Origin of the sequence: Marinobacter zhejiangensis (genome assembly GCF_900114775.1) — a bacterium.
Lineage (GTDB): Bacteria > Pseudomonadota > Gammaproteobacteria > Pseudomonadales > Oleiphilaceae > Marinobacter > Marinobacter zhejiangensis.
The window spans coordinates 442,670-460,905 of the sequence record NZ_FOUE01000004.1 but is presented as its reverse complement, the minus strand read 5'-3'; the positions used below and the strand labels follow the sequence as shown (position 1 = coordinate 460,905).

General features: G+C 53.9%; 16 protein-coding genes. 11 read left to right on the top strand and 5 right to left on the bottom strand.

Features of this window, described 5'->3' with window-relative positions:
* The 3 genes from BMZ67_RS14965 to BMZ67_RS14955 all read left to right on the top strand — a co-directional run.
* Nucleotides 1-137, top strand: a 137-nt coding sequence (locus BMZ67_RS14965; protein ID WP_092024114.1) for a tautomerase family protein, incomplete at its 5' end; no start/stop codon positions are given.
* 183 nt (nucleotides 138-320) lie between these two features.
* Nucleotides 321-1,841 carry a flavin-containing monooxygenase gene (locus BMZ67_RS14960; protein ID WP_092024112.1) on the top strand — a complete coding sequence of 507 codons (1,521 nt, stop codon included), beginning with the start codon at nucleotides 321-323 and terminating at the stop codon, nucleotides 1,839-1,841.
* Complete coding sequence (locus tag BMZ67_RS14955) at nucleotides 1,828-2,607, top strand: SDR family oxidoreductase (protein ID WP_092024110.1); 780 nt, start codon at nucleotides 1,828-1,830, stop codon at nucleotides 2,605-2,607. Before BMZ67_RS14960 ends, BMZ67_RS14955 begins: the two co-directional genes overlap by 14 nt.
* Nucleotides 2,608-2,922: 315 nt before the next feature.
* Here the strand turns inward: BMZ67_RS14955 and BMZ67_RS14950 are convergent, their stop codons facing one another.
* Both BMZ67_RS14950 and BMZ67_RS14945 read right to left on the bottom strand, forming a co-directional pair.
* Nucleotides 2,923-3,468 (bottom strand): porin family protein, encoded by a 546-nt coding sequence (locus BMZ67_RS14950; protein ID WP_092024108.1) that lies wholly within the window; start codon nucleotides 3,466-3,468, stop codon nucleotides 2,923-2,925.
* A 137-nt stretch (nucleotides 3,469-3,605) separates the two neighbouring features.
* Complete coding sequence (locus tag BMZ67_RS14945) at nucleotides 3,606-4,193, bottom strand: NADPH-dependent FMN reductase (protein WP_092024106.1); 588 nt, start codon at nucleotides 4,191-4,193, stop codon at nucleotides 3,606-3,608.
* Nucleotides 4,194-4,467: 274 nt separating this feature from the next.
* Here BMZ67_RS14945 and BMZ67_RS14940 point away from each other — a divergent pair, with 274 nt between their 5' ends.
* On the top strand, nucleotides 4,468-6,234 hold the full coding sequence (locus BMZ67_RS14940) for a sensor domain-containing diguanylate cyclase (protein ID WP_092024104.1): 1,767 nt from the start codon (nucleotides 4,468-4,470) through the stop codon (nucleotides 6,232-6,234).
* Here BMZ67_RS14940 and BMZ67_RS14935 read toward each other — a convergent pair.
* Nucleotides 6,207-6,794 carry an acyl carrier protein phosphodiesterase gene (locus BMZ67_RS14935; RefSeq protein WP_092024181.1) on the bottom strand — a complete coding sequence of 196 codons (588 nt, stop codon included), beginning with the start codon at nucleotides 6,792-6,794 and terminating at the stop codon, nucleotides 6,207-6,209. The two genes, BMZ67_RS14940 and BMZ67_RS14935, sit on opposite strands and share 28 nt — an antisense overlap.
* 194 nt (nucleotides 6,795-6,988) lie before the next feature.
* Here BMZ67_RS14935 and BMZ67_RS14930 point away from each other — a divergent pair, with 194 nt between their 5' ends.
* Nucleotides 6,989-8,401, top strand: a complete 1,413-nt coding sequence (locus tag BMZ67_RS14930; RefSeq protein WP_092024102.1) for a TrkH family potassium uptake protein — start codon at nucleotides 6,989-6,991, stop codon at nucleotides 8,399-8,401.
* Here the strand turns inward: BMZ67_RS14930 and BMZ67_RS18880 are convergent, their stop codons facing one another.
* Together BMZ67_RS18880 and BMZ67_RS14920 are read right to left on the bottom strand one after the other, a co-directional pair.
* Nucleotides 8,402-8,767 (bottom strand): PilZ domain-containing protein, encoded by a 366-nt coding sequence (locus BMZ67_RS18880; protein ID WP_092024100.1) that lies wholly within the window; start codon nucleotides 8,765-8,767, stop codon nucleotides 8,402-8,404.
* A 97-nt stretch (nucleotides 8,768-8,864) separates the two neighbouring features.
* Complete coding sequence (locus BMZ67_RS14920) at nucleotides 8,865-10,040, bottom strand: lysophospholipid acyltransferase family protein (protein ID WP_092024098.1); 1,176 nt, start codon at nucleotides 10,038-10,040, stop codon at nucleotides 8,865-8,867.
* A gap of 177 nt (nucleotides 10,041-10,217) precedes the next feature.
* Here BMZ67_RS14920 and recQ point away from each other — a divergent pair, with 177 nt between their 5' ends.
* From recQ to selD, 6 genes are all read left to right on the top strand, one after another.
* Nucleotides 10,218-12,074 (top strand): DNA helicase RecQ, encoded by a 1,857-nt coding sequence (gene recQ, locus BMZ67_RS14915; protein WP_425434245.1) that lies wholly within the window; start codon nucleotides 10,218-10,220, stop codon nucleotides 12,072-12,074.
* 22 nt (nucleotides 12,075-12,096) lie between these two features.
* The gene (locus BMZ67_RS14910; RefSeq protein WP_092024096.1) at nucleotides 12,097-13,035 is read left to right on the top strand and encodes a type 2 periplasmic-binding domain-containing protein; all 939 of its coding nucleotides are present in this window, start codon (nucleotides 12,097-12,099) and stop codon (nucleotides 13,033-13,035) included.
* Nucleotides 13,036-13,115: 80 nt separating this feature from the next.
* Nucleotides 13,116-14,627, top strand: a complete 1,512-nt coding sequence (locus tag BMZ67_RS14905; RefSeq protein ID WP_092024094.1) for a bifunctional GNAT family N-acetyltransferase/carbon-nitrogen hydrolase family protein — start codon at nucleotides 13,116-13,118, stop codon at nucleotides 14,625-14,627.
* Nucleotides 14,628-14,760: 133 nt separating this feature from the next.
* Nucleotides 14,761-15,159, top strand: coding sequence for a hypothetical protein (locus tag BMZ67_RS14900; RefSeq protein WP_092024092.1), 399 nt, complete (start codon nucleotides 14,761-14,763; stop codon nucleotides 15,157-15,159).
* 150 nt (nucleotides 15,160-15,309) lie between these two features.
* The gene (locus BMZ67_RS14895) at nucleotides 15,310-15,954 is read left to right on the top strand and encodes a helix-hairpin-helix domain-containing protein (protein WP_092024090.1); all 645 of its coding nucleotides are present in this window, start codon (nucleotides 15,310-15,312) and stop codon (nucleotides 15,952-15,954) included.
* Nucleotides 15,954-18,224, top strand: coding sequence for a selenide, water dikinase SelD (gene selD / locus BMZ67_RS14890; RefSeq protein ID WP_092024088.1), 2,271 nt, complete (start codon nucleotides 15,954-15,956; stop codon nucleotides 18,222-18,224). Before BMZ67_RS14895 ends, selD begins: the two co-directional genes overlap by 1 nt.
* Nucleotides 18,225-18,236 lie beyond the last annotated feature (12 nt).

The window sequence follows — 18,236 nt, the reverse complement described above, 5'->3', positions numbered from 1 at the left end:
CGCTCATCCGGGAAGTATCGGAGGCCATTTGCCGCTCGCTGGACGCGCCATTGGAGAGTGTCCGGGTGATCATCAATGAAATGCCCAAACAACACTTCGGTATTGCGGGGCAGTCGGCGAAAAAGCTGGGGCGGTGAGCCTTGATGCGCTAAGGGGCGCTGCTTCGCGTCTCAAGAGAAGGCGGTCCTGGCGGGCGGTAACGCTCTGCATATGAGAGTCTAAGAAGTCTTACTTAATTTCTACGGTTTCTCACCAGTAGTTTTCAATTCCTTCATAAGTGAGAATTTTTACAACAATATTAAAATAAGAGGTGACATTGAATGGCCAAGAAGATAGCTGTCGTAGGCGCTGGGTTTGCGGGATTATCCACGGGAAAGCTGCTGTATGAACTTGGGTATGAAGTCACAATATTTGAGAAAGATAGCGAGGTCGGTGGTGTGTGGACCTCTTCGCGCCGATATCCGGGGCTTGGGACACAGAATCCAGGTTCAACCTATGCACTCTCCGAGCACCCGATGCCCAAAAGCTATCCTGAATGGCCGACCGGCAGTCAGATGCAAAAATACTTTGAGTCTTATGTTAATAAGTTCGGGTTTAGGGAACTTATTTCCTTAAATACCGAAGTAGTAAGCGCAGACTATGTTACGGAAAGTAAAAGTTGGTCATTAAAAACAAAGAGCAGTCCTGGCGGGCATACAAGGGAGTCTGTTTTTGATTTTTTGGTTGTATGCAACGGTATATTTTCCAAGCCAAAAATCCCTGAATTTGAGGGCTCTTCGGCTTGGAAAGATCGCGGAGGGAAGCTAATTCACACCTCTGAGTTAAATGACCTGAGTGACGTCAAAGGGAAGCGTGTTGTAGTTGTTGGTTACGGGAAATCATCGTGCGATGCAGCGAATTCAATAGCGGAGGTCGCTGAATCTACCGATGTCGTGGCACGAAAAATTATTTGGAAGGTGCCCAAGAAAATTGGTGGGGTGCTGAATTTTAAGCATCTGTTCTTGACACGTTTTGGTGAGGGCCTGTTTCCGTATATCGAATTAAAGGGATTCGATAAGATCATTCATGGACCCGCGAAGCCTATTCGTAATTTTTTACTTAACTCGGTGGGCTGGATTATTTCTAAGCAATTAAAGCTTAAGGAGTGCGGGTTATATCCTTATGGACCTATTGAGACTATTGCAAGAACATCGATAAGTTTGGCTACCGATGGTTTTTTCAAAAAAGTCAAAGGCGGTAAGATAAAAGTTCATCGAGATACAAAAATAGATCGGTTTTCGGATGAATATATTTATCTGGAAAACGGTACAAGGCTGAAGGCGGATGTTGTTGTAGCCGGTACAGGGTTTCATCAGGAAATTTCATTCTTTGATGATGACATGATGAAAAAGCTAACCAAAGAGAATGGCGATTTCAATCTATACAAGCAGGTTATCCCCGTCGGCGTCCCGGGGCTCGCGTTTGTTGGTTACAACTCGTCGTTTTTCAGTCAGCTTAGCTGTGAGACGGCGGCAATGTTCGTTTCGGAGTATTTAAGGGGTGGGGTTGACTTGCCAAACGAGGCTCAGCAACAAGAATACGTTGACGAGCGTCTTCGGTGGGCGGATAAGCGTACAGACGGGAACTATTTTAAAGGCACGTATGTTGTTCCATTTTCGCTGCGCCAAATGGATGAAATTCTGGAAATCTCCAACCTGAGCCTCTCCAGGTGGACGAAATTCAAACAGTGGCTGTTTGTCGTGAACCCCTCTCAGTACGCCAGTTGTTATACGGCTCTTAAGAAGAGAAATAAGCCCCGTGGTGTAGCGAGTAATCTGGAGGAGCGTTATGCAAGACCTTAAAGAGAAAGTAGTTATTGTAACCGGTGGTGCGGCGTCAATTGGCGAGGGGATTGTCCGACACCTGCATGCCTGTGGCGCTACTGTGGTTGTTGCTGCGCGTAGTGAGGGTCGTGCGAATGAATTGGTGAAAGACCTTGGCGATAGAGCATGCTTTATAAAGACTGATCTAAAAAACGATGATGAAATAGAGCGTTTGATCAAGGAAACGCATGATCGATTTTCGAAAATTGATGTTCTTGTCAATAATGCATGTGTGTATGGCGACGAAGGTGCCTCGACTAGCCGAAAGACGTGGCTCGATACGCTGAATGTCAATATTGTATCCGCAGCAATTCTCGGAGAGATTGCCCGTCCGTTCCTCGCAAAAGCCAAGGGGGCGATTGTAAACATTGGATCAGTTTCAGGGCAGTTTCCCCATGCTGGTCGCTGGGCATACCCGGTGTCCAAGGCCGCACTCAAGCATTTGACAAAGGCCCAGGCTGTTGATTATGCAAAAGAAGGTATTCGCGTCAATTTGGCTGTTTTAGGGCATATCTGGTCCGATCCGATTTCTAATATTTGTAACGGAAGTCAAGAAAAGGCGGATCAAATGTCGGCGCCATATAACATGCTCTCTCGAGTTGGTAGTTCGGCTGATGTTGGGGCGGTGGTGGCATTCCTTGCGTCGAGTAATGCCAATTACATAACTGGTGCGGAGTTGCATGTCGATGGTGGGTATAGCTCCTTAGGTCCAGAAGGGCACGCGCCGCTCCAGATACCAGAATGAAGGTGGCTAGCTCGTTGTTGTGCTCTCCATTTGCCTCTTCTTTGAAGGGGCTTTTTTGGTTGATTGTTGGAGTTAGAGCTGAAAGTGCCTTGTTTTGGTCGTCCATTGGCCCGTTTCCCAGCGTTATCTGTACCGCATGCCAGTGCGCATAATGTATATTATGTTAAATACAGCGTGGGTTGTTGAAAGACTAACCTGAGATTGCGCCCCGTTACTGCTGATATCCATCATGCACCATGAAACCCTGCTGACTGACATCGGTTACCGGGCGAAGCAGGCTTCGCCCGTTTAAGCTGTGGGTGCTGACAATGCCCGTCAAAAAGTGACGGTTACCCCAAGTCCAAGCCCGTCAACGGTTACGTCGTCTTTGTCGAAGTAGCGCATGTACTCCAGGTTGCCGGAAATCTGGGGCGCCATTTCGATGTTGACTCCCAAGCCATAGGACAAGTCGGACTCGTCTTCTTTGACGGACATGAAGCCGTTGTCCAGCTCAACTTCCACTCGGGTGAAGCCGATAATGGCGTATGGCGTGGCTGGCGATTCGTTAGCCAGGTTCAGGGTGGCATATCCGCCAAAATAGTTGTCCAAGGCCACTTCAACACCGCCTACCCTGTCATCATCGACGCCAAACCCGCCCCGGGCCTCCACACCAAAGAACGGAGTTGCCATGACGCCTACTTTCGCGCCCAAAGTGCCAACATCAGCATCCGCATTGCCAAAATCAATATTGGCGAAGGTGTAGTTTGCACCGGCGTAGGCGCCAACACCTCCGGATTTATAGATGTCGCCTGCAACAGCTGAAGTGGTGCTCAGGGCAGCGGCGCCGCTCAGGCTGAGGGCGAGCAACAGAGATTTTTTCATTTCCCGTTTCCTTTACAAAGAGATAAGGAGCATTACTTCTCCGATCATTGCACCGCTACTGGGGTGTTTTCCAGGAAATTATGTTTGTATAACAGTCCTTTAATGGTCTGTTAATGGTGGTTTCCCGGGTTGGGCAGTTAGGCCTCCTGCTCTCTCAGCAGCGCTTCCAGGCTTATTTTTGGGCAAACGGCGTTATTGATGTAGTCCAGCAGGGTTGTTGCGGAGCGGCCAATCAACTCTTCGGTTTTTGGATCCTGGCATTGGCCTTGTTCGTTGAACGTCCGCTGAATGTTTGGGACCGATACCGCCAGAGGTAGTGGTACAGCACCCACGTGGGCACAAATTGCCCGGAGTTGTTCGCTGGATTTGATAGCGCCGATGACCCCGGCGGCGACACCAAGGATGGCTATGGGTTTGCCTGCGAGGTTGCTTGGAAAACCCAGGTTGTCGATGGCCAGTTTCATGGGGCTGCTGATGCCGCCATGGTATTCGGGTGATGCCAACAGCACGCCGGTTGCTTCGCTGACGGTCTTCTGGAATCGTGCGATGGCCTCCGGGTTCTTGGCAGGCAGGCCTGGTAATGGCAGGTCGAGGTCTTCCAGTCTGATGTCTTCAACGACGACCCCGGGCGCTTCATTGAGTTTCTCGGTGGCAACATTCAGCGCCATTCTGGTGTAATTTCCTGGGCGAACGCTCCCGCAAATAGTGACGATTCGGATGGTCATCTCTGATTTCCTCTGGCAATGATGTGTTGTTGAGCTACAACAAGGATAGACGACATGAGGGTGGGTGTTTGAGGGTCTATTTTGTCTGGCTGAGCAAGCCTTTCGGGCCTTTTGCGCGCGCGCCTGGGCCCTGCTTTCGGTTATTTAGTGAGGAACTGCATTTTGTATCTATAAATGCCCTATTTTTATCGCTACTATGTTGGGCTGCTAATAATACAAACAAATTGGTTTCCCTCCTGTTTCAGGCCTGAGGAGCAAGTTGGCTAAGTCTGGTATGCGTCATTATGGAGTGGTTCTTTGTACCCTGCTCGCGCTCATATCGAGCGTGGTGGCACAGGCGGGTATGGGTTCAAGCGCAGGGATTGGCGAAGATTCTGTATCCGGCTTGGTTTCCCCGGCAAATATAACGTCCGGCGAGCGTATTGATCTCGAAGGGCATCTTGAGTTGCTCGAGGATCCTGACGGAACGCTTGAGTTTGAGCAGGTTCAAAGTCTCGACTATGCCGGGAAGTTTGAGTCGCTGAACGGGAAATCCTCAAACTTCGGGTTTTCGACGTCGGCTTGGTGGGCAAGATTCACCCTGGCCAACCCAAGTGACCAGTCCCGGGAAGTTATTGTTCGGCAGGATTATCCGCTGATTGACTGGTTCGATGCCTGGTACGTCGATGAAAGTGGTCTCCAGCAACACCTGGCGACTGGCGATCTCAGGGCCTTTGACACTCGTCCAGTCGAGCATCGGCTGTTTCTCATTCCCATGCAGCTTCCACCGAACAGCGAGCGGACTGTCTATGTGCGCTTTGAATCCCAGGGGGCGATCAATATTGGGCTGTTTGCCCATGCCCCGGTCGATTTCCTTAACATGGCGGTTCGGGAGTACCTTGCGCTTGGTATCTACTATGGCGGATTCCTCGTTCTACTGATCTATAACCTGTTCATGTACCTCATGGTTCGTGAGCGGGCCTTTTCCTATTACCTGATTTACCTCGCCAGTTATGGGCTCTATATGTCCATTCATAACGGCATCAGCTTCCAGTTCCTGGCTCCGGCTTACCCGTTCCTGGTGAACAAGGCGTTGCTTGTGTTGCTGGGGATATCGCTGTTTGGCGGGACGCTGTTCAGTCGAACAATTCTGAACTCCTCGGAAATCTCCCCGCGGGGCGATGCGGTGGCGTACTTTCTGCAAATGGCGTCACTGATATCGGCGGTTGCGGCGCCGTTTGTCAGCTACCACTTCATGATCATCGTGCTTTCGGTGCTGACGGTCGCTATCTGTGTTCACATGGTGATTCTGGGTCTGCTCGCGTTAGCCAGGGGGACGGGAACTGCCCGTTACTACATGATCGCCTTCTCTGCGCTGCTGCTGTCGGTGTATGTGTACATGGCGAAGACCTTTGGTTTGCTTCCCCATAACTTCTTTACCCAGAACGCTTTCCAGATCGGCTCCCTGATTGAAATGGTGCTGCTGAGCCTGGCGGTGGCCAGTCGCCTTAACGAGCTCAAGGCAGAAAGTTTTACCGATGCCCTCACCCAGCTCTACAACCGGCGCTACTTCAATGACCAGATGGCCATTGAGTTCGCGCGTGCTCTGCAAAATCAGCAGGATCTTGCGCTTATCGTTGTTGATATTGATAACTTCAAGCAGTTCAACGACACCCACGGCCATGCCAAAGGTGATGCAGCTTTGAAGACCGTGGCCGGAATTCTCAAGGCGAATGTCAGGAAGCCCAACACGGTATGCCGTTATGGCGGAGAAGAGTTTGTGATCATTCTGCCTGAAATCAATGAGCGGGAGGCAGTGTTTGTGGCGGAACGGATTCGTTCGGCGGTTGAGCGGGAAACGGCGCAAGGGTTTGGTCTGACAGCAAGTTTTGGTGTGGCATCGCTGCATGTTGAGCGTTTCGAGTCAGCGGAAGCCTTGTTTGTTGCGGCCGACCATGCGCTTTATCGGGCCAAGGAGTCTGGCAGGAACCAGGTGACGAGTTATCACCAGAAAGATGACACCCCGGTCAGGGATCAGCGTTCCCTGCCCGATTCTGCCTGAGCGGCAGTAATGAGGTCAGGGAAGAACGCCAGAAAGTGTTCTTCCAGTTGTGTGTCATTGGGGATAATTTCCTCGAGTGCGCCTGAAAATTCGTTGCTAAACCGGATTCGGCCAGCCAGTCGGTCAAGAACAAAGCCCACGGTGTCCAGGTCTTGATAGGCTGAGAACCAGTCATCCAGAATCATTCTGCTAGTGACGGCGGCCATACGTTCTGGCATGAGGTGGCGGTTACGGGCGAGGTCTTGATAGACCTCGCCGATAAAGCTCTCCAGGGTGACCTCTGAGAACTGTTGCCAGTGGCGTATGAGGTAGTGATCGAACAGTACGTCAAGAGCTATGCCCGCGAAGCGCCGTCGTTGAGGCGAAAAGAGGGTTTTCGCAGCCAGAACCTGGGGGTGGCTGTCTGTGAAGGCATCGACGGCCCGGTGGTGCTGTAGGCCTGCACGAACGCGTTCAGGTAGTTTTTGGGATTCCAGTCCATGGGAAAAGTCGCCCAATAGCGCGCCGACACGGATCTCCGCGTTTGCCGGTGCCAGGAAAAGGTGGGCGAGATGGTTCATGGTATGCCCCGGGGTTGAAGTTACGTTGTACATTCCCACTCTGCGCCACCTGTGCGCGCAATTCAATTCGCGCTTGCGAAGATTGCAGTGGGGTAAGGTCGAGGGTATGCTGGCGCTCGACTGTGAGGCTGGTCTGGATCAAGACAGAGTATCCCTTGAGAAACCTTTATCCGGTAATTTTTATCGTCAGTGTGATGTTTGTGCTGCTCAGCATTTTCATGACACTACCTCCCCTGCTCCTTCTTAACGCCAGTGCGCCCAATGCCATTGCGTTCGCGGAGTCCGCGGCTTTGGTGTTCACGGCCGGAATTCTGGGTATGTTGGTCTCGTACCGTCAACCCCGGGACCTAAAGCCTCGTTACATGTTTGTTCTCACGGTATCCAGTTGGCTGGTTATCTCACTGGTTTCCGCCATGCCGTTCTATTTAAGTGATACGGGTATATCCCTGACCGATGCCATCTTTGAGGCGACGTCGGGCATTACCACCACCGGCGCGACGGTTCTTGTCGGGCTCGATTCCCTGGACCAGGATCTCCTGTTGTGGCGGTCGATCCTTCAATGGATTGGTGGCATCGGAATTATCGGTATGTTCGTTGCGGTCCTGCCTTTCCTTCGGGTGGGCGGAATGCGGCTGTTCGCCACCGAATCATCCGAATGGACCGATAAGGCCCTGCCCCGCATGAAAACCTTGAGCCGTGGGCTGTTGCTGGTTTACGTGGTCTTCAGCGTGATTGCGGTCTTGGTGTATTGGGTGTCGGGGATGACGCTGTTCGATGCGTTCAACCATGGCTTGACCAGTATTGCGACTGGCGGCTATTCGACCTCCGACCTCTCAATGGGGAAGTTCGATTCTGATCTGATTCTGTTCGAGGCGACCATATTCATGGCGATCGGCGGGATGCCATTCTTCCTGTTTGTGCGGGAGATGCACGGGCAGCGTGGGGTTTTGTGGCGGGATCAGCAGGTTCGTCTGTTTGTTTCGATCCTTCTGCTTGTGCCTTTCTTCCTGACGCTGTACCGGTGGTTTGTTACTGATGACTTCGACATCGTTTCCGGCTACATCTCGGTGCTGTTTAACGTGACGTCCGTGGTGACAACCTCTGGCTATGCGTCAGAAGACTACGGCGCCTGGGGCTCGCTATCGTTTGCCCTGTTCTTCTTCCTGATGTTTGTGGGCGGCTGTTCCGGGTCCACGTCCGGTGGGATGAAGATTTTTCGTTTCCAGCTGTCATTGATCCTACTGAAAGAGCAGTTAATGCGGCTCCTTCACCCTCGCGCGGTATTGACGCGAAACTTTAACGGCCGGCCGGTAAGCGATGAGATCATCACCTCGATGATTGCCTACACGTTTATCTTCCTGTTGTGCCTGCTTTTGATCACCTTGGCGTTGGCGGCGCTGCACCTGGACTTCGTCACCAGTCTTTCCGGGGCTTTGACATCGCTGACCAACGTGGGCCCTGGGCTGGGAGCGGTCATCGGCCCTGCTGGTAACTTCGCCTCCCTGCCTGAAGCTGCCAAGTGGATACTGTGTGCCGGTATGCTTCTTGGGCGTCTCGAAATTCTCAGTGTCGTGGTGGTGTTGTCACCGGGCTTCTGGAGAAACTGATCAGAGTGCGGCTGCTTGCTCTGTGCGTGGGCGGCCAATCAGGAGGTTGGTTTCCTTTACCCAGCTCAGCAAGGCTCTGAGAACGGGTGACTCCTTGTCTCCCCCGCCAGCGAACTGTGCTCCAATGCCTGTAGGGGTTTGGTGCACCAGCTTTGCTCGGATTCGCTGGCTGCCGGATGTGTGGCGACCGTGCAGGTTGAACTCGATCTCTACTTCCTGATCAAGATCAAGGTCGGGGCCGTGCGTTGATATGAATAGGCCGCTTTTACTGATGTTTCTCAGCATGCCCGTGGCGACCAAGGCCCCTCTTCTGTAAATAAGTAACGTCAAACGAGCCGGTACCCGCTTGTATCGGCGGTATTCCATGCGAATTCCCCCAACCTGTCCGCTTATTATTATTCATGTCAGGCTTTGAGCCTGAAGGCCGTGCGGATAATTGCGCCTGATCAGTTAGTGTACACCACTACTCTTTTGTTGCCAGTGCGCTCGTCACCGGGTTGGCGTAGATGTCGAGGAGGAATGGCCGGATCTGCTGGGGGCAGGCTTCCAGGCGGCGGTTTAGCTCCGACTCAGCTGCATCCAGCTCAGCAGGGCTCCAGGCTTCGGCCGTCACCAGGGTGTCCGAGGTTTCAGGCGTTGTGCTGTGGGCGTTGGGGTGTTGGCTGCGCTGGTCGTAAGCCACCAGGTTGGAAGCATGAAGGTGGTAATGCGCGTGCATTTCCTGGTCGATGGCGGCAGCCAGGTCTTTAGGGTTGTCAGGCGCATTGCTGATTGCGGCGCCGAAATGGACATGGACATGCCCTTTGAACCCAGTCATGCCCTTCATGATCTGGTCAGTGTCTTCCCCGGGCTTCTTGGTGTATTCGCCGGTGCGGGCGCGAATTTCCAGCTCGCGGGCTTTGTCTGCATCGCAAGGGTCGTATTCATAGGCAATCGACACCGGAACAATGTTCAGTTTGTTCATGGCGTCGCTAAAGTCCAGACCGCTTTTTTTCTGGCTCATGTAGAACATCTTGATGATGGCGGGGTCGGTCTGATCCAGGCCGTCTTTGGCGCGTCCTTCGCGCTGGGCAATCCAGATGCTGTGTTTGGTTTCGATGCTGTGGTTAATGAACGACGACAGCAGCTGGAACGCATCCCGCATTTCCCGGGGGCTTTGCAGGTTCCGTCGAACCACAAAGCTTTTATTCAGGCGCATTAGTTCGGCAAATACGCGGTTTTCAAGCAGATTGTCGCCAATGGCGATGCGAGTGGTCTCAAACCCTTGGCGGTAAAGCAGGTAGTTGACGACCAGCGGATCGAAAACGATGTCCCGGTGATTGGAGATGAACAGGTACGCTTTCTGTTTGTCCAGGTTCTCAAGGCCGGTTTGGGTGACCCGGGTGGTGGTGTTTTCGATCAAGTGTTCAACATGCTCGTACAGCTCGCTCTGGATTTCATCAATGCGGCGCACCGATGCAAAGCGTGATAGCAGCCAGTTCCGGATTCTGTTTCGAATCAGGCCCGGCAGCCAGCGACTGATCGTCGGATATTTGAATCGCGCAATAAGGTCGAGGAACTCGGAGTCGTTAACCAGCCGGTCCAGTGCGGCGGGGGTTTCCTCGTCGGTATACGGACGAATCGCGTCAAATTCCTGCATGAAATTCCTATTATGTGATGTCTTGGCGGGCCTTGGTGTTTATGGTCTCCGCGCCATTCCGTGCAGCTGGGGGCGGTCGGCTCGCAAAATGGCGCTATTGTAGCCGCTTATCCGACTTCTTGTCCGGCCTTTCTGTTATGATTCCGCGACATTCTGTTTAACTTGGCTAATTGCGCTGTGACCGATATCTCCATACCGACGGACTTCGAGAATCTATCCCCGGAAAAGCCGGTTGCCGGGCGGCGTGCGCCAGAAGACATTCTTAGCCAGGTGTTCGGCTATGAGGGCTTCCGTCCCCTTCAGGAAGATATTGTCCGTACCGTTATTGGTGGTGATAACGCCCTCGTTCTGATGCCCACCGGCGGCGGCAAGTCTCTGTGCTACCAAATCCCGGCCCTTGCAAGACCAGGCACTGCCATCGTCGTTTCTCCCCTGATAGCGCTGATGCAGGATCAGGTCGCTGCGCTCCGCCAGCAAGGAGTAAAGGCGGCCTACCTCAATTCAACCATGGACATCCAGCAAGCCTGGGCGACTGAAAATGAATTGATGACGGGCGAGTTGGACCTGCTGTACTGCGCGCCGGAGCGGTTGTTGCAACCGAGAACCCTGGAGCTGCTGCACCGGGTGTCTATCGCCCTGTTTGCTATTGATGAGGCGCACTGCGTGTCCCAGTGGGGGCATGATTTCCGCTCAGACTACCTCGGCCTTGAATTGTTGGCGCGAGAGTTTGCTGGTGTGCCACGAATCGCCCTGACGGCGACGGCTGACGAGCGGACGCGCCAGGAAATCGCGCAGCGCCTTTCACTGGTGGACGCACGCCATTTTATTAGCGGTTTTGATCGTCCTAATATTCAGTACCGAATTACCCCTAAAACAAATGCAAACAAGCAGTTGCTAGATTTTATTAAAGAGGAGCATGAAGGTGATTCCGGGGTGGTGTATTGCCTGTCCCGGAATAAGGTTGAGGCCACAGCGCGGATGTTGAGTCAGCACGGCTATAACGCCCTTCCCTATCATGCCGGCCTGCCACCCGAGGAACGGGCGCATAACCAGGAACGGTTTCTGCGGGAAGACGGTGTGATTGTTGTTGCAACAATTGCCTTCGGTATGGGCATCGACAAGCCAGACGTGAGGTTTGTAGCCCATCTGGACCTGCCGAAAAGCCTGGAGGCCTATTACCAGGAAACCGGTCGAGCAGGCCGCGACGGAAACCCGTCAACGGCCTGGATGGTGTATGGACTTCAGGATGTCATCAAACTGCGCCAGATGCTGGAAGGGTCTCAGGGTAACGAGCAGTTCAAGCGGGTTGAGCGCCAGAAAATGGACGCGATGCTGGGGTTGTGTGAGGTCATCAGTTGCCGCCGGCAGGTGTTGCTGCGCTATTTTGGCGATAGTCTGGATTCGCCCTGCGGAAACTGCGATACGTGTCTGACGCCCCCTGAAACCTGGGACGGAACCGTTGCGGTTCAAAAAGCCTTGTCCTGTGTGTATCGGACGGGACAGAGATTTGGTGTAACCTACCTGATTGACGTGCTGAGAGGCAGCGAAAATGATCGCATCGCCCAGGCCGGTCATGACCGGATTTCCACGTACGGAATCGGCAGTGAACTCTCGGCCAGTGAATGGAAATCAGTATTTCGCCAGCTGGTCGCGAACGGTTATCTGCGCGCTGACCCTGAAGGGTACGGAGCGCTCCAGCTGACGCCCGAATGTCGGCCACTCCTGCGGGGTGAAGATGTTGTTCTGCTGCGTAAGGACCCGGTCAAAAAAACATCGTCCCGAACCCGCGGGCGCTCGCCAGCCCGGGAGCATATTACCGATCAGAAGGGCTGGGAGGCGTTAAGGAGTTGCCGGAAACGGCTGGCCGAACAGCAAGGGGTTCCGCCGTACGTCATCTTCCACGATGCGACCCTGATGGAGATTCTCGAACGTCGGCCTTCCTCGATGGTAGAGCTGTCTGAGGTCAGCGGTGTAGGTAAGGCCAAGCTGGAAAAGTATGGCGAAGTTTTCCTGGAGGAACTCGCCTCCCTGTAGTCAGAACGGAGTCTGATGGTGTATGGCGGTACGTAGTGGTATTGGCATAACGGCATTCAGCTGGTTGCTCTTCTGTGGTTTTGTGCCGGGGTTTGCGGTCGGCTCGGAAACGCACGTCCTGCATGACCAGGTTCTGACGAATCAAGATCGCCCGGTCAGAAGCTACATTCTGTGGTATCGAAATTTCGACAGTCCGGCTATTTATGAGCTGGTTAACCTGGCCCTGAGTAAGACGCCGGAGTACGGCGATTACCGGATCGAACGAAGTGTCGAGATGGTTCAGGGGCGAGCCCTCCTTGAGCTATCCAAGCCCCATCAAACGGCGATTGATATCGCTGCCGTAGCAACTTCAGTTGAACGTGAAAAAGAGTTGATGGCCATCCCCGTCCCGATTGACGGTGGCCTGCTTGGGTTTCGTGTGTGCGTGGTCAGCAAGGCGCAGGTGGAGCGTTTTCGAGGTGTTGAGACCATTGCAGATTTTGCCGAGCGGGGGCTTCGGATTGGTCAGGGGTTGCATTGGCCGGACTCAAGCATCCTTCAGGTCAATGGTATTGAGGTGATCGCAAACGCCCGATACGAAACGTTGTTCAGAATGCTCCGAAACCAGCGGTTCGAATGCTTCGCCCGAGGTGTCAGCGAGGTGTTGTTTGATCTTGAACTTGAGAATGATCCGAGCCTGACGGTCGAGCCGGACCTGCTTCTCGCCTACCCGATGCTTTCGTATTTTTTTGTTGGGCCAGATGACACTGAAGCGGCCCAGCGTCTTCAGTTGGGGATGGATAGAGCCATTCTTGATGGCAGTTTTGCCGAGTTTCTCGATCGCTTTTACGGTGCAGCTTTGGATGAGTTGCACCTGGAACGGCGAACGTTGCTGGTTCTCGATAATCCCTACCTTGGCCAGGACTCGGCAGAGGTTGGGCAGCGCACCCTGGACGAACTCAAGGCGCGGATTGGCCGCTAGGGTCATGGCCGCAGTCGATTCCTTGTGCCGTCTTGGTCTAATATCCGTGGTAATAGCCTCTGACCCAGGAGACTCGCAATATGGCGCATGAAGAACTCCACCTGAATCTCCGTAACCTGGCCGCTGACGACTATGATCAGCTCAGGGAGTTGATGGATCGAATATACGATGACATCGGCGGGGCGTGGCCCCGGGAAACCATTGAGGCGTTGGTGGCTCAGTTCCCGGATGGGCAGATCTGTATTGAGGATTCGGGCGAGTTAGTGGCTGTGGCCCTCACGGTGTGCGTCAAATATGAGCGCTTCAGCAATCCTCACACCTACGACGACCTGATTCTCCGGAATGAAAAGATCCTCCATAACCCGAAAGGCGACTCGCTGTATGGGCTGGATGTCTTTATTCATCCGGAGTACCGGGGCTACCGTTTGGGACGCCGGCTTTATGAGGCCCGAAAGGAGTTGTGCCGCTCGATGAATCTGCGGGGTATTCTCGCGGGTGGGCGCATTCCTGGCTACTTCAAGTACGCTGACCAGAACAGCCCGGAGGACTACATTCAGCGGGTGGCGCGACGGGAAGTGTACGATCCGATCCTGACCTTCCAGCTCTCCAATGATTTTCAGGTAACCCGCCTGATGCACAAGTATCTGCCGGAGGACAAAAAGTCCCTTGGCTACGCCACCTTGCTGGAGTGGCGAAACATTCTGTACACCCCGCCCCAGGCTGTACTTAAGGCCAAAAAGACGCAGGTCAGGATGGGGGCGGTTCAGTGGCAGATGCGCGAGTTCGGGTCAGTTGAAGAGGTTCTGCGCCAGGTTGAGTACTTCGTGGATGCGCTGTCGAACTATAAAAGTGACTTCGCCCTCTTCCCTGAGTTTTTTAACGCGCCTTTGATGGGGCTGACAGACCAGATTGACCAGACCCGGGCGATCCGCTTCCTGGCCGGCTTTACTCAGCAGTTTCGCGATGAAATGTCGGAAATGGCGGTCAGCTACAACATCAATATCGTGACTGGGTCGATGCCGATACTGGTTGATGACCGGGTCTACAATGTCTCTTATCTCTGCCACCGTGACGGGCGGGTTGATGAGCAGATGAAAATTCACATCACGCCGCATGAACGCCGGGATTGGGTGATTGAAGGCGGCGATCGGTTCCAGGTGTTCGAAACTGATGCCGGGCGAGTGGCGATCATGATCTGCTACGACATTGAGTTTCCTGAGCTTGGGCGGATGGCTGCGGATGACGGTGTTGATATCATTTGTGTGCCTTTCTGGACCGATACCAAAAACAGCTATCTCAGAGTTCGCCACTGCGCCCAGGCCAGGGCCATTGAAAATGAGTGCTATGTCGTGATCACCGGGAGTGTTGGAAACCTGCCGAAAGTGGAAAATCTGGATGTACAATACGCCCAGTCCTCGGTATTTTCGCCCTCCGACTTTGCGTTTCCCCACGATGCGGTGATGGCAGAGACCACGCCAAATACAGAGATGATCATGTTTTCCGATCTGGACCTGGAAAAGCTGAAGCTGGTGCGCAATGAGGGGTCGGTGACCAACCTGAAGGATCGCCGGCGGGAAATTTATGGGATTTGACGAAATGCATGAGACACCAAGGCTATCAACTTGAGATCATTGCAAAACGATTCAGCGATGACTATTGTTTAATCAGCCAGTGTCTCAGGCGCCGCGACGGCAGCGCCAACGAATAATGATGGATAACGAATAAATGAACGAAGCAATACCGGATCTTGTCGCCTGCTTCCAGGTCAAGCATGGGCTTTTCAGAAAGGAGCTTGTCGAAGCCCAGCTCTTTGATTTGAATCAATTCGGTTGTGTGCTCAAAACCGATAAGGTATTCAATCCGGGAGATACGTTACAGCTGGATCTGGTGATGGATATGCCCTTTGACAGTATTCGTGCAAAAGGGGTGAGCGGTTTGATCACGGAGCGAAGAAAGCACTGTAGCAACTTCTTTTATTCCATTGATTTTATTAAAAATGATGGAAATCCAAACTCCCCGATTGTTGAACAGCTCAAGCGTATACGGGACGTGGTGACCAAGAAGCAGTCACTGCGCTCGAGGCGTTCGTCCGGGCCATCGTCCAGCCTGAGGCAAATGGCCTGACCTTTCCATGTTGCGGGCAGCCCTGCCCGGCCCAGCATAGCTGGCACTAACTTGTTGTAATATAAAGCTCCAATAATAACAGCGCTGGTGCACAGCGGCGGTTTAACGACAGATTTAGCTGAAACACTGACACATCGGGAGAAAGCCATCATGGCGAAAAAAGCAAAGCCAAGCGTCGACAAGATCGTAAAAAAGGTTAACAAAGAGTTCGAAAAGACCTCTGCCCAGGTTGAAAAACTGATCAACGACGCGCTCAAGCAGTTTGATACCCTGCAAAACCAGATTCAGGATCCGGTCAAGAAGCTGCTTCGTGAAATTGACGATATGCGTGAGCGCGAGATGAAGCGTTTCCACGATGAGCTGGAGCGCCGTCTTGGTGAATTCCAGGATATCCAGAATGCTGTCATGGAGCGTCTGGGTATTGCGGGCAAGGCCCCCGAGACCGCCAAGCCGGTAGAGAAAGTCGTTAAGTCTGTCGAAAAAGCGGCCGGTGGTGCCAAGGCAAAGCCTGCAGCGCCTGCTAAAAAGCCAGCGGCTAAAGCTGCTCCGGCCAAGAAGGCCCCTGCTGCAGCGGCGAAGAAGCCTGCCGCAAAGGCTGCCAAGCCGGTCAACCAAAATGACCTGACCAAGGTTAAGGGTATTGGCCCTGCTACCGCGAAGAAAATGGCTGACCTGGGCATCAATACAATCGACCAGATTGCCAACCCTTCTGCCGCTGAAAAAGAGAAGCTTCAGGCTTTCGCAAAAATGAAGGGCTTTGATCAATGGTCCGGTGAAGCCAAGAAGCTGCTTTAATGCAAACGACCGAACAACCTGTTTTACAGGACATAGTCCTGGTAGGTGGCGGTCACAGTCATGTCGGGGTTCTGAAGCGTTTTGCGATGAACCCCGTTCCTGGCGTACGCCTCACCCTGATTTGCCGCGATACCCATACCCCCTATTCCGGAATGCTGCCCGGATACATCGCCGGGCATTACCAATACGATGACGTCCATATCGACCTGAGCCGGCTGGCTGAATACGCAGGCGCCCGATTCTATCGTGACGAAGTTATTGGGCTTGATCGCTCAGCACAGGTTGTGCGCTGCAAAGGGCGTCCAGAGGTCCGCTATGACCTTGTTTCTATCAATATTGGCTCCTCCCCCAGGCTTGCCGACGTAGACGGTGCAGCTGAATACGCAACCGCCGTTAAGCCGATCAATCGATTCGACAGTCATTGGCAGCGTCTTCTCGATCGAATGGGGGCGCATATTGGTCCTTTGTCCATCGCGATTGTTGGTGCGGGCGCTGGCGGTGTTGAACTGACGCTTGCCATGCAGTATCGATTGCAGCGTTTGTTCGCTCAGCGTGGTGTTGACTGCAGTCAGCTCACCTTCCATTTGGTCGACACCGCCGCTCAGATCTTGCCTACCCATAATCCCCGCGTAAGGAAAGCCTTTGAGGACATACTCCGTGAACGCGGAGTAAATCTTCATCTGGGTTCTGCAGTGACACAGGTCGGTGCTCACCGGCTGATGCTGGACGATAACGAAAGTATTGCTGTTGACGAGGTTCTCTGGGCCACTCACGCTGGCGGTCAGCCCTGGCTCCGTGAATCGGGGCTTGCACTGGACGAGCATGGGTTTATCAAGGTTGGAGACACCTTGCAAAGCCTGGACGACCCGCGGGTTTTCGCCGCAGGCGATATCGCGCATATGGTCAATCATCCACGTGAGAAAGCGGGGGTATTTGCCGTTCGCCAGGGGCGCCCCTTGGCTGACAATTTGTGCCGGTTGGCGCAGGGCCAGGCGCCCAAGCCCTACCATCCGCAAAAACGGTGGCTCGCACTGATCAGCACTGGAGATCGCTTTGCCGTCGCCTCCCGGGGCAACGCATTCGCCCAGGGTCGATGGTTGTGGCGCTGGAAAGACTGGATCGACCGCCGCTTTATGGCGAAGTTCAATGAGCTTCCGGACATGGCAGGTGCGGTGGGTAGCGTCGATACCGGTGCGGCGCTGAATGAGCAGGATGCCCTTCAAGCTGTCTCGGCCCTCGCGATGCGATGTGGTGGCTGTGGTGCAAAAGTGGGTAGCACGGTGTTGTCGAGAGCCCTTGGCAAGCTTCAGCCTGTGCAGCGGGATGATGTCCTGGTCGGACTTCATGCTCCGGATGATGCGGCGGTACTGACGGTGCCCGCCGGAAAGGCGGTGGTTCATACCGTGGATTTTTTCCGGGCGTTTATCGATGACCCCTACATCGTTGGCAAGGTGGCGGCCAATCACAGCCTTGGCGATATTTATGCCATGGGCGCTGAGCCTCAGAGTGCGACGGCAATTGCGACCATCCCCTACGGGATTGAATCGAAGACGGAAGACACCGTTTACCAAATGATGGCCGGCGCGTTGGAGGTTCTCAATGCCGCCGGTTGCGCGCTCGTTGGTGGGCATACTGGTGAGGGGCGTGAGTTGGCCGTCGGCTTTGCGGTGAATGGGTTGATTGATCCCGACAAAGTCCTTAGCAAGGGTGGGCTGAAACCCGGCGATGTTCTGGTGGTCACCAAGCCTTTGGGCACCGGAACCCTGTTTGCCGCCCATGGCCGACTCCAGGCGAAGGGACGCTGGATTGATGGGGCGTTGAACTCGATGGTTCAGTCCAGTCAGGCGGCGGCAGTGTGCCTCCGGGAGCATGGCGCAACTGCCTGCACCGACATCACTGGTTTTGGGCTGCTGGGTCACCTGCTTGAGATGACCAAACCTTCGGATGTCGATGTGGAGTTGGAGTTGTCTGCCCTTCCGATACTTGAGGGTGCCGAAGAAACCGTCGCTGAGGGGATTCTCAGCTCTCTGCAGCCGGAGAACGTCCGTTTGAGGCGGGGCATCCGGGATCAGCAGGTATGGGGTCAGCACCCTCGCTACCCGCTGCTGTTTGACCCTCAGACCGCTGGTGGGCTGCTGGCCGGAGTTCCGGAAGGCCGGGTTGAGTCCTGCCTGCAGGAATTGCACCGGCTTGGTTACTCATCTGCGGTCGCCATCGGCAAGGTGTTGGCCCGATCAGGTGAGCTTGAGCCCATCATTATTCGGGGTTGACCTGTCGCACCG

Excerpts from the sequence above, each read along its gene's own strand:
- BMZ67_RS14960 (WP_092024112.1), top strand. The coding sequence starts at position 321 with ATGGCCAAGAAGATAGCTGTCGTAGGCGCTGGGTTTGCGGGATTATCC.
- BMZ67_RS14940 (WP_092024104.1), top strand. The coding sequence starts at position 4,468 with ATGCGTCATTATGGAGTGGTTCTTTGTACCCTGCTCGCGCTCATATCG.
- BMZ67_RS14920 (WP_092024098.1), bottom strand. The coding sequence starts at position 10,040 with ATGCAGGAATTTGACGCGATTCGTCCGTATACCGACGAGGAAACCCCC.
- BMZ67_RS14955 (WP_092024110.1), top strand. The coding sequence starts at position 1,828 with ATGCAAGACCTTAAAGAGAAAGTAGTTATTGTAACCGGTGGTGCGGCG.
- BMZ67_RS14950 (WP_092024108.1), bottom strand. The coding sequence starts at position 3,468 with ATGAAAAAATCTCTGTTGCTCGCCCTCAGCCTGAGCGGCGCCGCTGCC.
- BMZ67_RS14905 (WP_092024094.1), top strand. The coding sequence starts at position 13,116 with ATGGCGCATGAAGAACTCCACCTGAATCTCCGTAACCTGGCCGCTGAC.
- BMZ67_RS14945 (WP_092024106.1), bottom strand. The coding sequence starts at position 4,193 with ATGACCATCCGAATCGTCACTATTTGCGGGAGCGTTCGCCCAGGAAAT.
- BMZ67_RS14910 (WP_092024096.1), top strand. The coding sequence starts at position 12,097 with ATGGCGGTACGTAGTGGTATTGGCATAACGGCATTCAGCTGGTTGCTC.
- BMZ67_RS14935 (WP_092024181.1), bottom strand. The coding sequence starts at position 6,794 with ATGAACCATCTCGCCCACCTTTTCCTGGCACCGGCAAACGCGGAGATC.
- BMZ67_RS14900 (WP_092024092.1), top strand. The coding sequence starts at position 14,761 with ATGAACGAAGCAATACCGGATCTTGTCGCCTGCTTCCAGGTCAAGCAT.
- BMZ67_RS18880 (WP_092024100.1), bottom strand. The coding sequence starts at position 8,767 with ATGGAATACCGCCGATACAAGCGGGTACCGGCTCGTTTGACGTTACTT.
- BMZ67_RS14930 (WP_092024102.1), top strand. The coding sequence starts at position 6,989 with ATGTTTGTGCTGCTCAGCATTTTCATGACACTACCTCCCCTGCTCCTT.
- selD (WP_092024088.1), top strand. The coding sequence starts at position 15,954 with ATGCAAACGACCGAACAACCTGTTTTACAGGACATAGTCCTGGTAGGT.
- BMZ67_RS14895 (WP_092024090.1), top strand. The coding sequence starts at position 15,310 with ATGGCGAAAAAAGCAAAGCCAAGCGTCGACAAGATCGTAAAAAAGGTT.